The sequence below is a fragment of the Thalassobaculum litoreum DSM 18839 genome (assembly GCF_900102465.1).
Taxonomy (GTDB): Bacteria; Pseudomonadota; Alphaproteobacteria; order Thalassobaculales; family Thalassobaculaceae; genus Thalassobaculum; species Thalassobaculum litoreum.
Genome location: NZ_FNBW01000007.1, coordinates 189,832 through 204,861 on the forward strand (window position 1 = coordinate 189,832; position 15,030 = coordinate 204,861).

The following is a 15,030-nucleotide window of genomic DNA, read 5'->3' on the forward strand; positions in this document are numbered from 1 at the left end:
GACGGAGGATGCCGTGATGCCGAAAACGCTTTGGGTGGCAGGTTTGAGACTGGTCCTGGGCCTCATCCTTGTCGCGGGGGGCGAGACGCGTGCCGATCCGCTGGAGAACATGGAACGGGAGCGGGCCCGGCTGATCGGGGCGCTGCTCGACCCCGGCTCGGATCCGGCCGGACGATCGGAGACGGCGGAGATCGCGCGGCGCCGGCTGATCGACCTGGAACGCATCGCGTTGCGCGACCCCAGGACGGCCGCCGACACCCGGCCGATCGCCCGCCGCGCCTTCGCCGACTACGACCTCACCTTCCTTGCCCATGCCTCCATCGAGCTGGACAGGGCGGTCCTGGACCTGTGGCTCGAGCGGATCGGGATCTCGACGGCGCGGGTAATGGCGGCCCGCATGGGGCGCCGGTGATGCCCCCGCGCCGCCCCGTCGGGGGCCTCGGACTCACGCTGGACGATGCCGCCCGCGCGACGGCGATCCTGTTGGCCGGTCTCAGCGGTGCCCTGGCACTCGGCGTCGGGTTGACCGGGGACCGCGTATCGGCGCTCGTGGCCCGCACGGAGCGGGTGGTCGGTCCCGTCTTCCTGGCCGCGCTTCTCCTCCTCACCCTGATCGCGCTGATCGCCGTGGTGCGCCTCTGGCGCGATCCCGGGGATCGGTCCTGGCACATCGTCGGGCTGCAGGCGTCGGCCGGCATCGCGACCCTTGCCCTCACCTTCACCCTGCTGGGGATCGGCCTCGGCATCGCCAGCCTTTCCACCGCGGCGCTGGGACCGGAGACGGCCGGCCGACTCGTTGGGGCGCTGACCCGGCGGTTCGCCATGGCGTTCGCCACGAGCATCGTCGGGCTGCCGCTGGCGGCGCTGCTGCGCGCGGTTCTCCTCGTCCTGGCCGCCAGGGAGCCCGACCGGGCGGTGCCGGACGGGGAGGCGCCAGGGCCGGGGGAAGCGACATGAGGTTCGTCCTGTTCAACCTGGTCGTCGGCGCCACCCTGGCCTACCTGATCCTGGCGGATCGATGGCATGCGGCCGACCCGCTCCCGGCCGTCACGACGGTGGAGCACGCGGTACCGGTGTCGCCGCCGCGCCCGGCGGAGGAGGCGCCCCTGCACGGGGAGCCTCTGCGCGGAGAGCCCCTGCGCGGAGAGCCCCTGCGCGGAGAGCCCCTGCGCGGAGAGCCCCTGCGCGGTGAGCCTCCTGGGGCGACGGTGGCTGCGGTAGACGGGGACCCGGCCGATCCGGCACCGCCGCCGGCGCCGCGCGCGACGGTATCGCTCGACCCTGACGCGTCCGGCTCGGCACACGCGCCGGAGGCGGTCGACCGCAACGAGACCGGCGCCGCCAAACCCCCGCGGGAGGGCGCCGGGGCGGGCGACGGGCTGTCCCGTGAGCTGCGCGATCTTGCACGCGAGATGGAGAGCCGGTTCCTTGCCGGCATACGGTGAATGTCCGCGGACAGGGCCGCGAACCGTCCGGCGATGACGGCCCCGGTTGTGCTGGCCCCGGTTGTGCTGGCCGCGGGCCTGGCGTGGCTGCTTCTCTTCCGACCGGAACCGCCGGGCCGGGCCGGACAGCGTGAGGAACCGCCCGCCGCGGCGACGGCGGATCCGGCGGGCAGGACGCCGTCTCTGACGCTGGCGGAGATCCGGCTGCCCGCGCCTCCGTCGACGGACGCTCCGCCGATACCCGGTGTCCGCGCGAAGCCGGAACCGACAGGGGCGCTTGCATCGCGGGCGGCAGGGGAGAGGACGGAGGAGTGGGCGGAGGAGAGCGCGCCGGAACCGCCGCGACGGACGGCGCCGGAGGGGGGCGGCGACGCGGTCGGCGAGGCGGTGTTGCGGGCGGTGGCGGCGGGCGAAGGACCGGACGTCACCCTGCTCTGGCCACGGGCCGTGGCCGATCGGCGGCGGCTTGCCGGTCACCTGCTGCGCTGCGGCGGGCTGGCGGTTGCGCTGATGGCGGGGGGACGGCTGTGGCGGCTGGACGATCCGGCCGGCAGGCCCTGGAACTGGGCTGGGGCCGGGGCTGGGGCCGGGTTTTCGCCGCTGCTCCGCCGGGCGGATGGGCACGCGGCGGAGGCGGGCGAGGGGTTGGCGGCGAGGATCCGGCGGCATCACGGGCTGCCGGGCGGGCTGCGGGGCGGGGCGCTGGTGACCCTGGTGAGCCGCGCCTATGATCGCCGGTTGCTCGGCGGACTGGCGCGGCTGATACCGCAGGGACGCCCCGTTTCCGGACAGGTGACGGCGGCCTATGCGCTTGAGGGGGAACGGCTTTTCCTCACCGATATCCGCGTCGACGGGCGGCCGCTGACGTCCCGGATCGCGCTCGGGCGGATCGGACGATGCGGCTGATTCTGTCCGCCGCCACCCTGCGGCGCATCGCCCGGCTCTGCCGCGCGGCCGGGCTCGGAATAAGTCTCGCGGCAGGCCTCGGCGCCTGCGTCTCGGCCCCCGGCCCGCCGCCGGTCGCGCATCGGGTGACGGCGGGATTCTGGCACGATCCGCCGGCCTGTGTCGTGATCCTGCCCGCCGCCGTGCGGGGCGAGATCAGCGCCCGATCGGCGGAGCGCGCGCTCGCCCGTCACCTGTCCGGGCGCGTGGCCGGGGTCATCGGGCCGGATGCCCGGGACCGGCTGACCCGCCATTGGGCGCTCGATCTGGCGTCCGAACCGGCTGCCGATCCGGCCCCCTTTCTTGCCGCCGTCGAACACCCGCGGCAAAAGAATCGACGCACCAATCCCACCTCGGCGGCACGAAAACGTTTCGCCAAACGGGCCGGATGTCCGCACGGACTCGCCCTTACCCTGCGATCCGCGCGCCATTTCGCCCTGGTCTGGAGCGAGGCGCGGATCGATCTGCGGGCCCGGCTGATCGACCTGCGCACCGGCGATGCCCTCTGGCAGGCCGACCACCGGGTCTCGCGCGGCGGCGGCGGCGTGCCGACCTCGCTGGTCGGCGTGGCGCTGGCCGTGGGCCGGGCCGGGCTGTTCGTCGCCGGACCGGACCTGCTGGCTTCGGTACTCGACGACGGACTGCGCGCGCTGATGGCGACCCTGCCCGATACCCGAACCTATTCGGCCGCCCCGCCGTCCGGAGTCCCTCCCGTACGGATCCCTTGATCCTGCAAAGCGACGGGCAGATCATGGGAGCCGGTTTTGCAAATATCGACCGAGGTGACCGGCATGTCCGGCGGCGCGTCTGGCCCATGAGCACTGGCCCATGAGCACTGGCCCATGAGCACTGGAAACATGAGCACTGGCAACATGAACTGGGATGACCTGCGCTATTTCCTGGCGGTGGCGGCGGAAGGCAGCCTGTCGGCGGCGGCGCGCACCCTGCGGGTCAATCCGGCCACGGTCAGCCGCCACGTGGACGCGCTGGAGGCCCGTTTCGAGGTCCGGCTGTTCGACCGGCGCCAGGACGGCTACGGCCTGACCGAGGCGGGCGAGAAGCTGGCCGCCCGGGCCCGCGGCATCGAGACCGAGATGTTCGGCCTGGCCCGCGCCTTCGACGCCGAGGATCGCGGGCTGACCGGCACGGTGGCGGTCACCTCCACCGAATCGCTGATCGGCCCCTTTCTGATCCGCAACCTGCCGCTGCTGCAGGACCGCCATCCCGGCATCCGCCTGCAGGTCGTCAACGAGTACCGCTTCCTCAACCTGTCGCGCCGCGAGGCCGATGTCGCCATCCGCATGGCCCGCCCCGAGCAGGGCGACCTGGTGATCCGGCGCATCGGCACGCTCGGCTTCGGTCTCTACGCGTCGCCCGGCTATCTCGAGGCGCGGGGCGCGCCCCAGGCACCCGGCGATCTGGCCGATCACGCGGTCATCGACTGGCTGGACGGGTTCCCGGAGAACGCGCCAGTGAGCTGGCTGCGTCAGCAGATGGGCGGGCGGCCGGCGGCCTTCGCCACCAACCCGGCCAGCGCCCGCCTCGCCGCCGCCCGGGCCGGGATCGGCATCGCCCTGGTGCCCTGCATGGTCGCCGAGGAGGTCCGCGACGTGGTCCGCGTGCTGCCCGGCAGCGAGATCCCGGGGGTCGACCTCTGGCTGCTGGTCCACCGCGACCTGTCGAAGCTGGCGCGGATCCGCGCGGTGCTGGACTTCGTCCACGAACGCGCCCAGGCGGACGCCGACCGCATCGCCGGCCAGACCTGATCCGGCCCGGGCCTGATCCGGCCCAGTCTTGAACCGGCCGGGTCTGATCCGGCCCCGGCCTGATCCCGCTGCCGCTCCATCGCCATTCGTCCCGTACTTTGCCCGCCGTGACATTCCTCACGGCATTGCGAGTTGATCGGTGCGAAACTGGAACCTTCAATTCCCTGAGCACTGTCTGACCACCACCGACTCACGGGGGCTGTGGATGTGATGTGGACAACTTCAGGGTTTTCGAACTGCACGCGTTTTTTTGATTTATCCGCAAATTTTAAGGTGAATATGCCCGCAGCACCCCGATCCCGGGGAATGCGCGGGTCTTGGCCCGCTGGCGGGTTCTTTGCCGCCTCGTCAATATCCACAGGCTTGACCGGGATTTTTCTGTTGGCGTCGCTGGTGTTAGCGCCGATGGCGGCGGCCCGCACGGCGGTCGATCTGGAACTGGTCTTCGCCTCCGACGGCTCCGGTTCGATCGATGACGAGGAGCTCCGCTTTCAGCGCCAGGGCTACGCCGCCGCCCTGGCCGACCAGCGGGTGCAGGAGGTGATCGCCGCCGGCCCGCTCGGGCGCATCGCCGTGGCCTTCGTCGAGTGGGGCGCGCCGCAGAGCCAGCACACCATCGTCGACTGGACGGTGATCGCCAACCGCGACGATGCCCTGGCCTGGGGCGCGCGCCTGGTGGCAGCGTCTCGGGCGGCGTACGGCTACAACTCGATCAGCGAGGCCATCGCCTATTCCGCCGACCTGATCCGCACCAACGACATCGACGGCGCGCGCAAGGTCATCGACCTGTCCGGCGACGGCCCGCAGATCGGCGGCCGGCCGCTCGCCCTGATCCGCTCGATGACCGTGGCCGACGGCATCACCATCAACGGCCTGGTGGTCGCCAACCGCAACGTGCGCACCGGGCCGAGCGGCGAGCCGCTGGACGAGCATTACGAGATGGACGTGATCGGCGGGCTCGGGGCCTTCGTGGTGGTGGCGACCGAAGAGAGGGGCTTTACGCAGACCCTGCTGGCGAAGATGGTGCGCGAGATCGCCGACGCCCGGCCGACGGGTGCCGCCACCAGACTTGCGCAGGACTCGCCGCATGAGCGCTGACCAGCCGACCCCCGACGCGCCCGGATCCGAGACGGCCGAGCCGATCGCCCGGTCGCTGGACGTACGCGGCCTGAAATGCCCGCTGCCGGTGCTCAAGGCGCGTAAGGCCATCGCCCAGGTGGAGATCGGCGCCCTGCTGGAGGTGCTGGTGACCGACCCGGCGGCGATGCTCGACTTCCGGCACTACGCCCGCCAGTCCGGCCACGAGCTGGTGAGCGCCGAGGAGGGCGAGGTTCTGCGCTTCGTCCTGCGCCGCACGGCGTAGCGCGGGCCGGCGCGCGGCATTTCCGCGCCTTCCCAATCCGCACGTCCGGCGACTAAGGTGCGCGCGGGAGGAACCAAGTATGACCGACAAAGAAACGCCCAAGGGCCTCGGACGCGGCCTGACCAATTACGGCGACAACGAATTCAGCCTGTACCTGCGGCGCTCCATGGCCTCGTCCATGGGCTACAGCCGCGAGATGCTGGACAAGCCCGTGGTCGGGATCTGCTCGTCGGGCAGCGGCTACAACAACTGCCACCGCCTGATGCCGGAGCTGGTCGAGGCGACCAAGCGCGGCGTGCTGGCGGCCGGCGGTCTGCCGATCGAGTTCCCGACGATCTCGCTGGGCGAGACGTTCCTCAATCCGACCTCCCTGATGTACCGCAACCTGATGAGCATGGACGTGGAGGAGATGATCCGCGCCCAGCCGATGGACGCGGTCGTGGTGATCGGCGGCTGCGACAAGACCCTGCCGGCCCAGCTCATGGGCGCCGCCAACGCGGAAGTCCCGGTCGTTTATTGCGCCGTCGGCCCGATGCTGACCTCGCCCTATGACGGCGAGCGCCTGGGGGCGTGCACCGACTGCCGCCGGTTCTGGGGCAAGTACCGCGCCGGAGAGGTGTCGGACGAGGGCATCAAGCGGATCGAGGGCAGCCTGGCCACCACCGCCGGCACCTGCGCGGTGATGGGCACGGCCAGTACGATGGCCTGCATCGCCGAGGCGCTTGGCATGACCTTGCCGGGCACCGCGTCCATTCCGGCGGTCCATGCCGACCGGCTGCGCGCCGCCGAGGCCTCCGGGGCGCGGGCGATGCAGCTTGCGCTCGCCAAGGGCGACGACCGGCTGCTGCCGAAGGACATCATCACGCCGAAATCGGTTGAGAACGCCCTGCGCGTGCTGCTCGCCATCGGCGGGTCGACCAACGCCATCGTCCACCTGACGGCGATCGCCGGGCGGCTCGGCATTCCGGTGCCGCTGGATCGGCTGAACGAGATGTCGGACGAGACGCCGGTGCTGGTCGATCTGAAGCCGACCGGGGCGCATTACATGGAAGACCTGTTCGCCGCCGGCGGGCTGGTCGGCGTGCTGCACGCCCTGCGGCCGCTGCTGCATCTGGACACGGTCAGCGTCGCCGGCGAGACCCTGGAGGCGCGGCTGGACGCCGACAAGACCTGGGTCGACCACGACATCGTGCGCCCCTTCGACGCGCCGTTCCAGGAGAAGGGCGGGCTGGTGGCCCTGTTCGGCTCGCTCGCCCCGCGCGGCGCGATCCTGAAGCGCTCGGCCGCCGATCCGACCCTGTTCGAGAAGGAGGGCCGGGCGGTCGTCTTCTCCGATTTGGCCGACCTGGCGGCGCGGATCGACGATCCGGAGCTGGACGTGGCCGCCGACGACTTCCTGGTGCTGCAGAACGCCGGCCCGAAGAGCCCGGCGGCGATGCCCGAGGCCGGCTACCTGCCGATCCCCAAGAAGCTGGCCCGCGCCGGGGTGAAGGACATGGTCCGCATCTCCGACGCAAGGATGAGCGGCACCGCCTTCGGCACCATCGTGCTGCACGTCACCCCGGAAGCCGCCGATGGCGGACCGCTCGGCGTGGTGCGCACCGGCGACCGCATCCGGATCTCGGTGCAGAACCGCTCCATCGACCTGCTGCTGGACGACGCGGAGATCGCCCGGCGCCTGGAGGAGATCAGGCCGACCGAGGTGCAGCCGATCCACAAGCGCGGCTACCGTCACCTCTACATGAACTCCGTCACCCAGGCGGACCAGGGCGTCGATTTCGACTTTCTGGTCTGGAAGGACTGATAAGAAACGTAACAAAGGGAGAGACCCGCATGTCCGAGATCCAGACCGAATTCGTCATGGAACTGAAGCTCCACGTCGAGATGCCGCTGGTGGCGATCGGCATTACCCAGTACGGCGACCGCCGCATCGCCCGGGTGACCGGCGGCACCTTCGAGGGGCCGGGGCTCAAGGGCACCGTGCGCGACGGCGGCGGAGACTGGATCCTCAACCGGATCGACGGGGTCACCCAGCTCGACGTGCGGCTGACCATGGAGACCGACGACGGCCACCGCATCTACATGACCTACAAGGGCCTGCGACACGGCCCGAAGGAGGTCATGGAGCGGCTCGCCGCCGGCCAGCCGGTGGATCCCTCGGAGCTGTATTTCCGCACCGCCCCGTTCTTCGAGACGGCGACCGACGGCCCCTATGCCTGGCTGACCCGGTCGATCTTCGTCTCCACCGGCGACCGCAAGCCGGAAGGGCCGGTCTATCGGGTGTTCAGGGTCCTGTAAGCGCGCACGCGCGCGGTCAAGTCCGGGGGCGAGTTCGGGGGCAAGTGCGTGGATTGATCTTCGGCTGACGGCTTGCCAAGCTGACGGGGACCCACCTTTCGACCCGTTCCCCGCCTGCATTGGAGACCGTCATGACCGGCGCCACGCGCTATGACCCCCGTCAGTTCAAGGCCCTGACCTGGTTCGACGCCACCGCCGCCTTCGCCGAGGGACGCGACACGCCGCGCGCCTATCTGGAGCGCTGCCTGGAGGCGGTCGACGCCCGCGAGCCGGTGGTCCAGGCCTTCGCCGCCCTGAACCGGGAGACGGCCCGCACCGCCGCCGACGCCAGCACCGCGCGCTGGAAGGACGGCAAGCCGCTGTCTCCGATCGACGGCATGCCGGTCGGCATCAAGGACCTGCTGGAAACCAAGGACATGCCGACGCAGCTCGGCTGCGCGGCGATGACGGGGAATTTCCCGAAACACGACAACGCCGCGGTCTGGGCGCTGCGCCAGGCCGGGGCGGTGATCTTCGGCAAGACCGTCACGGCGGAGCTGGGCGGCAACCATCCGGGACCGACCACCAACCCGTTCGACCCGGCCCGCACGCCCGGCGGCTCGTCCTCCGGCTCGGCGGCGGCGGTGGCGGCCGGGTTCATGCCGGCGGCCATCGGCTCCCAGGTCGGCGGCTCGATTATCCGGCCGGCGGCGTTCTGCGGCAACTTCGCGCTCAAGCCGAGCCAGGGCGGCATCCATCGCGGCGAGCGCCAGGCCACCTCCATGAGCACCCACGGCCCCCATGCCGGCTCGATCGAGGACATGTGGCAGGTCGCCATCGAGGTGGCGAGCCGCTGCGGCGGCGATCCGGGCCGCGCCGGCATCCAGGGACCGATGACCACGCCGGCTCCGGTGAAGCCGAACCGGCTGATCCTGCTGGAGACCGACGGCTGGGCCCGCACCGATGCCGACAGCCATGGCGCGATGGACAGTCTGCTCGACTGCCTGCGGTCGGCCGGCGTGGAGATCCTGCGGCGCGGCGACCATCCGCTGATCGAGAACCTGGAGCGGGCGCTGGTGGGCGCCGGCGATCTGGCCAACACCATCACCGCCTGGGAGAACCGCTGGACCCTGCGCAACCTGATCGACACCAAGGGCGAGGGGGTGAGCGAGCGAATCAAGGCGCGGATCGGCGCGGTGGAGGCGCTGGGACCGGACGACTACCGCCACCTGCTGCTGCGCCGGGAGCAGCTGCGGGCCGCGTGGCGGGCGCTGGCCTCGGTGGCCGACGCGTTCCTGACCTTCGCCTGCCCGGGTCCGGCGCCGCTGTGGCCGGGCGACGCGCCGGGGCAGCCGCTCGCCAAGCTGCCGACCGGCGACGCGGTGTTCAACACGCCGAGCTCGCTCGCCGGCGCCCCGGCGGTGACCATGCCGATGCTGGCGGTGAACGGCCTGCCGGTCGGCGTCCAGGTCATGGGCCAGGACGGCGACGACGCCCGGATGACCGGCCTCGCCCGCTGGATCAGCGGCAGCATCGACCCGGTGATCGTCGGTTAGAACGGTACGGTCTCGCCGTTCTGGTCCACCAGCTCGCCGCTGCGCTCGGGCGTGAGCCCGTCCACCACGGCGAGCAGGTCGGCCGCCGCCACCTCCGGCGGTCGCACCTCCAGCCCCGCCTTGGCGAAGGGGGCCGAGAGGCCGGTGTCCACCGTGCCCGGATGCAGGGCGACGCAGACCGCCTGCGGGTGGGTACGCCGCAGCTCGATCGCGGCGCAGCGCACCAACTGGTTCAGCGCCGCCTTCGATGCCCGGTAGGCGTACCAGCCGCCGATCCGGTTGTCGGAGATCGAGCCGACCCGGGCCGACAGGGTCGCGAACACCGCCTTGCCGTCGCGCGGCAGCAGCGGCAGCAGGTGCTTCATCAGCAGGGCCGGGCCGGTGGCGTTGACGGCGAAGGCGCGGGCGAGGTGGTCCGGGTCGAGCTGGCGCCAGGACTTCTCCGGCCGGTAGTCGCCGTCATGCAGGAATCCGGTCGCGTCCAGGATCAGCCGGGGCGGGGCACGGTGGCCGGCGATGCGCTCGGCGGCGGCGCGGATCGAGCGCTCGTCCAGCAGGTCGAGCGGCGGATCGCCGCGCCGCGACAGGCCGATCACGTCCTCGAACCGGCCGGCTTCCCGCAGGGCGGAGAGCAGGGCGGCGCCGATCCCGCCGCCGGCGCCGATGACGACGGCGAGGGCGGGGGAGGGGAAGGGGGAAAGCTGGGTCATGCGGCGACGAAGATGGAGGCCGGACGTCCGCCGTCAAGCGCGCGGCCGGCGGGGTGCGCGCTACCGGGCGGCGGCGATGGTCGCGCGGAACCGGATCAGCGCGCAGACGAAGAAGGCACCGCCGAGCCCGCCCACCGTCAGCATCTCCGGCCAGACGATCCCGATCCCGGCGTCGCGGTACAGCACGGCCTGGGCGAAGGCCACGAAATGGGTGGCCGGCGAGGCGAGCATCACGGTGCGCAGCGGCTCCGGCATGCTCTCCAGCGGCGTGGTGGCGCCGGACAGCAGGTTCAGGACGACGAAGACCGGGATCGCCAGCAGACCGAACTGCGGCATGGTCGTCGCGATGGTCGACAGCATGACGCCCAGCGAGGTGATGGCGAACAGGTAGATCCCGGCGCCCAGTGCGAACAGCCAGAGCGACCCGGCGACCGGCACCCCCAGGCCGATCTGCACGACCAGGGTGAGCGACAGGATGGCCGCCAGCAGGATCACCAGCCCGTTCGCCCAGATCTTGGCCAGCACGATCTCCGCCGGCCGCACCGGCATCGCCAGCAGATGCTCCAGGGTGCCGTGCTCGCGCTCGCGGATCACCGCGGCACCGGACAGGATCACCGCCAGGGTCGTCAGGTTGTTGATGACCTGCATCACCGAGGTGAACCAGCTCGATTCCAGGTTCGGATTGAACCGGGCGCGCACGGTCAGGGTGGTCGGCGCGGCGACCTGGTCCTCGGCCCGGCCGAGAAAGTCGGCGACCTCGGCCTGGATTATGCTGCTGATGTAGCGCGTCCCGTTGCCGGCCAGGGTCATGGCGGTCGCGTCGACGTTGAGCTGGATGGTCGGCGCGCGGCCGGCCAGCACGTCGGCCTGCAGGCCGGGCGGGATGTCGAGCGCGAAGGAGGCGCGGCCGCTGTCGAGGACCCGGTCGAGCGCGTCGAGCCCGATCAGTTCCGCCGGCCGGAAATGCGGCGGCAGCAGCGCACCGCGGATCCGCTGCGACAGGACCGAGCGGTCCTCGTCGACCACCGACACCACCGCGTTGCTCAGCTCGGTCTGCTGGCCGCGCGCGACGGTGTAGATCGCCACGGTGAAGGTGTAGGCGATCAGCCCGACCAGGACGAGGTCGCGCGACAGGCTGTACAGCTCCTTCACGCCGAGCCGGACCGTGTTCCGGAGCAGGCGCGTCATCTCAGTCCTCCTGCTTGCGCAGCAGCACCGACGCGGCGACCCAGTAGGCCGCGACGAAGCCCGCGAGGATGAGGTGGTTGGGATAGAGTCGGGCGAGGTCCAGGCCCTTGTTGAACACACCGGTGGCGATGTTCTGGAAATACAGCGACGGGAAGCCGTGGCCGATCACCCGCGCCGCCCCCTCCAGGGCGGCCGCCGGATACATCATGCCGGAGAAGTTCACCGCCGGGATCATGACGATGATCGCCGTGGCGAAGATCGCCGCGATCTGCGAGCGTACGAAGGTCGAGACCACCAGCCCGAACGCGGTCGCCGCGGTGGTGTAGAGCAGGGCGCCGGCGAGCAGGGCGACGGGGCCCCCGGCGAAGGGCACGCCGAACAGGCCGAGCATCAGTGCGAGCAGGCAGGCGACGCTCAGCATCGCCACGCCGATATAGGGAAGCTGCTTGCCGATCAGGAACTCGATGCGGCGTACCGGGGCGGCGTAGAAGTTGGTGATCGAGCCCAGCTCCTTCTCGCGCACCACGCCGAGGGCGGTGAGCATGGCCGGGATCATGATGAGCAGCATCATCAGCACGCCCGGCGCGATCGCGTCGGTCGAGCGGAACGCCTGATTGTAGCGGAACCGGGTCTCGACGGTGACCGGGGGCAGCGCCGCGGCGTGCCCGGTCTCGGTCATCGCGTATTCCTCCAGATAACCCTGGAAGGCGGCCTCCAGGTAGCCGCGGATGGTCTCCGCCCGCACCGGATTGGCGCCGTCCAGCCAGCCGGCGAGCTCCGGGCTGTGGCCGGCGAGCAGATCGCGCCCGAAGCCCGGCGGGACCACCACCGCCAGGGCGATGCGGCCGGCGCTCATCTGCCGGTCGAGATCGGCGAAGCCGCTCAGCGCCGGCGCCTCCGCGAAGTAGGGGGAACTGGAGAGCTGCCGCAGGAACATCCGGCTTTCCCGCGAGCGGTCCTGGTCGAGGGCGGCATAGGTCAGGCTGTCGACGTCGAAGGAGATGCCGTAGCCCATGGCCAGCATCAGGATCAGCGGGCCGAGCAGGGCGAAGCTCAGCAGGATCGGGTCGCGCCACAGCTCCAGCGCCTCGCGCCGGGCGAAGGCCCAGCAGCGCCGCGGCGAGAAGATTCCGACGGGGCCGGCATCCGACGTCCGGCCCGGCGACGGGGCGGCTTCCTGCGGCGGTTCCGAGGCCGAAGATTCCCTGGCCGGGGGCTCCGCCTGCTCCAGATAGCGGATGAAGGCCTCCTCCAGCGATGCCGCCCCCTGCTCGGCGCGCAGGGTCTCCGGCGCGCCGACCGCCAGCACCCGTCCCGCATGCATCAGCGAGACCCGGTCGCAGCGGGTCACCTCCTCCATCAGATGGGTGGAGATGAAGATCGTCACCCCGCCGTTGCGCGACAGGTCGTAGAGCAGGTCCCAGAACCGGTCCCGCGCGATCGGATCGACCCCGCTGGTGGGCTCGTCCAGGATCAGCATGTCCGGCTCGTGCAGCATCGCCACCGCGAGCTGGAGCCGCTGGCGCACGCCGATTGGCAGGCGGTCCGGGCGCGCGTCGGCGACCTCGCCGAGATCGAACTGCTCCAGCAGCGCCGCGACCCGCCGGCGCTTGCGGTCGGGCGCCAGCGCGAACAGGTCGGCATGCATGTCCAGGTTCTGGCGGGTCGACAGCTCGGCATAGAGCGAGAAGGACTGCGACATGTAGCCGACCCTTCGCCGCATGTCGTTGCCCAGCGCGTCGTTGCCCAGCGCGGTCACCGGCGAGCCGAACACCCGGGCCTCGCCCTCCGTCGGCGCCAGCAGGCCGGTCAGCATCTTCATGGTCGTCGTCTTGCCGCAGCCGTTCGAGCCGAGAAAGCCGAAGATCTCCCCGGCCTCGATCCGGAAGCTGACCCGGTCGACGGCGGTGAAGTCGCCGAACCGCTTGACCAGGCCCTCGGCCTCGATCGCCGGCGGCCCGTCGACGGCCCTGCGCGGCGGCAGCGCGGCGTCTGTCGGCGCCCGCACGGGCGTGGGCAGCAGCGCCACGAAGGCCTCGTCGAGGGTGGCGGTGCCGGTCGCCTCCTGGATCTCCCGCGCGGTCCCGCGCGCCAGGACGCGTCCGTGGTCGAGTGCGACGATCGTGTCGAAGGTCTCCGCCTCCGACATCTGGGCGGTGGCGACCACCAGGCTCATGCCGGGGCGCCGCGCGCGGATCCGGTCGATCAGGCGCCAGAACTGCACGCGCGACAGCGGGTCGATGCCGGTGGTCGGCTCGTCCAGGATCATCAGGTCCGGGTCGTGCACCAGGGCGCAGCACAGGGCGAGCTTCTGCTTCATGCCGCCGGACAGCTTGCCGGCGGGCCGGTCGCGGAACGCGGCGATGCCGGTGGCGTCCAGCAGCTCGTCGATATGCCGCGCGCGCTCCTGCGGCGACTGGCCGTACAGCCGGGCGAAGAAATCGACGTTCTCGGCCACCGACAGGGTCGGATAGAGGTTCCGGCCCAGGCCCTGCGGCATGTAGGCGATGCGTCCGCTGACGGCGGCGCGCCGGTCGGCCCGGGCCAGGTCCGCCCCGAGCACGGTGACGCTGCCCTGCTGGATCCGGCGGATGCCGGCGATCAGGCCGAGCAGGGTCGACTTGCCGACCCCGTCCGGACCGATCAGACCCAGGCTGCCGCCGGGCGGCAGGGAGAGCGAGATGTCCGACAGCGCCTCGGTCGGCCCGTAGCGGTGCGACACGCCCTCCAGGCGGATGCAGGGTGCCGGATCGGTAGGGCCCGGTTCGGTAGGGGTCGGGTCAGTCGGGGCCGGGTCAGGGCGCATCGGGCAGCCGCACCGCCAGGTCCTCGGGCCACGCCGCGTCCGGATCGACGCGGATATAGGCGACGCCCGGCACCCCGGTCTTCACGATCGCCCGGTGGCGCTCCAGCACCTCGGGCGGGATCGTCACCTTGACCCGGAACATCAGCTTCTCGCGCTCGCTCGCGGTCTCCACGTAGCGCGGGGTGAACTGCGCCTGCGAGGCGACGAAGGTCACGGCGGCCGGGACCACATATTCCGGGGCCGCGTCGAACACCAGCCGGGCCTCGGCGCCGTAGGGGAGGCGGCCGGCGGCATCGGTCGGCAGATAGACCGTCATGTAGACGTCGGTCAGGTCGAGCAGGGAGATCACCCGGCCGCCGGCGGCGACGATCTCGCCGGTTTCCGCCAGCCGGTACTGCACCCGGCCGGCGCGGGGCGCCCGCAGGAAATGCTCGTCGCGGTCCGCCGCGATCCGCTCCACGGTGGCCCTGGCGGCCTCGATGGACGCCTTGGCCCGGGCGATCCCCGCGCGGGCCGAGGCGACGGCGGCGACCGCCGTCGCATGCTCGGCCCGGCGCAGGTCCACGGTCTCGGCGGCGGTATGTCCGCGTTCGGCCAACTGCTCGGCCCTGTGCAGCTCGCGTTCGGCGAAGATCCGCTCGCTCTCGCGCTGGGCCAGCACGGCGTTCGCCTCGTTCAGGCCCTCCTCGGTCTGTCGGACGATGGCCTCCGCCTCGCGCAGCCGGGCATCGACCTCGGCGGCATCCAGCACGGCCACCACGTCGCCGGCCTCGACCATCTCCCCTTCGCGCACCAGGACCGCGTCCAGCCGTCCCGGGAACTTGGCGGCGATGTCGATCCGCTCGGCCTCGGTCCGGCCGTTCGCGCTGACCAGGCCGGCCGGCAGATCGTCGTGCTCCCGGGCGTGCCAGTACCAGACGGCGGCGGCCACGGCGCCGAGAACGAGCAGAACCGGCAGGCTCTTTCGCATGGGA

The 15,030-nt window shown here is 71.6% G+C and carries 15 protein-coding genes; 11 read left to right on the forward strand and 4 right to left on the reverse strand.

Translation table 11 applies throughout. The features are described 5' to 3' along the window. Positions 1-16: 16 nt before the first annotated feature. From BLS34_RS13020 to BLS34_RS13070, 11 genes are all read left to right on the forward strand, one after another. Positions 17-412, forward strand: coding sequence for a hypothetical protein (locus BLS34_RS13020; RefSeq protein WP_139189305.1), 396 nt, complete (start codon positions 17-19; stop codon positions 410-412). After that, positions 409-957 (forward strand): hypothetical protein, encoded by a 549-nt coding sequence (locus tag BLS34_RS25920; RefSeq protein ID WP_175474216.1) that lies wholly within the window; start codon positions 409-411, stop codon positions 955-957. Before BLS34_RS13020 ends, BLS34_RS25920 begins: the two co-directional genes overlap by 4 nt. Then, positions 954-1,445, forward strand: a complete 492-nt coding sequence (locus BLS34_RS13030; RefSeq protein ID WP_093150893.1) for a hypothetical protein — start codon at positions 954-956, stop codon at positions 1,443-1,445. Before BLS34_RS25920 ends, BLS34_RS13030 begins: the two co-directional genes overlap by 4 nt. A 33-nt stretch (positions 1,446-1,478) precedes the next feature. Continuing rightward, positions 1,479-2,351, forward strand: a complete 873-nt coding sequence (locus BLS34_RS13035; protein WP_139189309.1) for a hypothetical protein — start codon at positions 1,479-1,481, stop codon at positions 2,349-2,351. Further along, complete coding sequence (locus BLS34_RS13040; protein WP_093150897.1) at positions 2,342-3,118, forward strand: hypothetical protein; 777 nt, start codon at positions 2,342-2,344, stop codon at positions 3,116-3,118. The genes BLS34_RS13035 and BLS34_RS13040 overlap by 10 nt, the downstream gene beginning before the upstream one ends. A gap of 129 nt (positions 3,119-3,247) precedes the next feature. Continuing rightward, a complete protein-coding gene (locus BLS34_RS13045) occupies positions 3,248-4,156 on the forward strand; it encodes a LysR family transcriptional regulator (protein WP_175474217.1) in 909 nt (302 codons plus the stop codon). 381 nt (positions 4,157-4,537) lie between these two features. Further along, complete coding sequence (locus BLS34_RS13050; RefSeq protein ID WP_215906101.1) at positions 4,538-5,254, forward strand: DUF1194 domain-containing protein; 717 nt, start codon at positions 4,538-4,540, stop codon at positions 5,252-5,254. Further along, the gene (locus tag BLS34_RS13055; RefSeq protein ID WP_084618802.1) at positions 5,244-5,519 is read left to right on the forward strand and encodes a sulfurtransferase TusA family protein; all 276 of its coding nucleotides are present in this window, start codon (positions 5,244-5,246) and stop codon (positions 5,517-5,519) included. The genes BLS34_RS13050 and BLS34_RS13055 overlap by 11 nt, the downstream gene beginning before the upstream one ends. A gap of 79 nt (positions 5,520-5,598) precedes the next feature. Further along, positions 5,599-7,323: a dihydroxy-acid dehydratase gene (locus BLS34_RS13060; protein ID WP_093150904.1), complete on the forward strand. Its 1,725-nt coding sequence runs from the start codon at positions 5,599-5,601 to the stop codon at positions 7,321-7,323. 29 nt (positions 7,324-7,352) lie between these two features. Next, positions 7,353-7,817, forward strand: a complete 465-nt coding sequence (locus BLS34_RS13065) for a DUF3237 domain-containing protein (protein ID WP_028794117.1) — start codon at positions 7,353-7,355, stop codon at positions 7,815-7,817. Between the two features lie 131 nt (positions 7,818-7,948). Then, complete coding sequence (locus BLS34_RS13070) at positions 7,949-9,352, forward strand: amidase (RefSeq protein ID WP_093150905.1); 1,404 nt, start codon at positions 7,949-7,951, stop codon at positions 9,350-9,352. Here the strand turns inward: BLS34_RS13070 and BLS34_RS13075 are convergent. Genes BLS34_RS13075 through BLS34_RS13090 form a run of 4 tightly spaced genes read right to left on the reverse strand, consistent with a single transcriptional unit; the run spans position 9,349 to position 15,026 of the window. Beyond that, on the reverse strand, positions 9,349-10,062 hold the full coding sequence (locus tag BLS34_RS13075; protein ID WP_028794119.1) for an SDR family oxidoreductase: 714 nt from the start codon (positions 10,060-10,062) through the stop codon (positions 9,349-9,351). The two genes, BLS34_RS13070 and BLS34_RS13075, sit on opposite strands and share 4 nt — an antisense overlap. 60 nt (positions 10,063-10,122) lie before the next feature. Next, complete coding sequence (locus tag BLS34_RS13080) at positions 10,123-11,250, reverse strand: ABC transporter permease (protein WP_093150908.1); 1,128 nt, start codon at positions 11,248-11,250, stop codon at positions 10,123-10,125. A gap of 1 nt (position 11,251) precedes the next feature. Beyond that, positions 11,252-14,056, reverse strand: coding sequence for a ribosome-associated ATPase/putative transporter RbbA (gene rbbA, locus BLS34_RS13085; RefSeq protein WP_093150909.1), 2,805 nt, complete (start codon positions 14,054-14,056; stop codon positions 11,252-11,254). Beyond that, entirely contained in the window at positions 14,046-15,026 is a 981-nt protein-coding gene (locus BLS34_RS13090; RefSeq protein ID WP_093150911.1) for an HlyD family secretion protein, read from the reverse strand. Before BLS34_RS13090 ends, rbbA begins: the two co-directional genes overlap by 11 nt. Between the last annotated feature and the right edge of the window lie 4 nt (positions 15,027-15,030).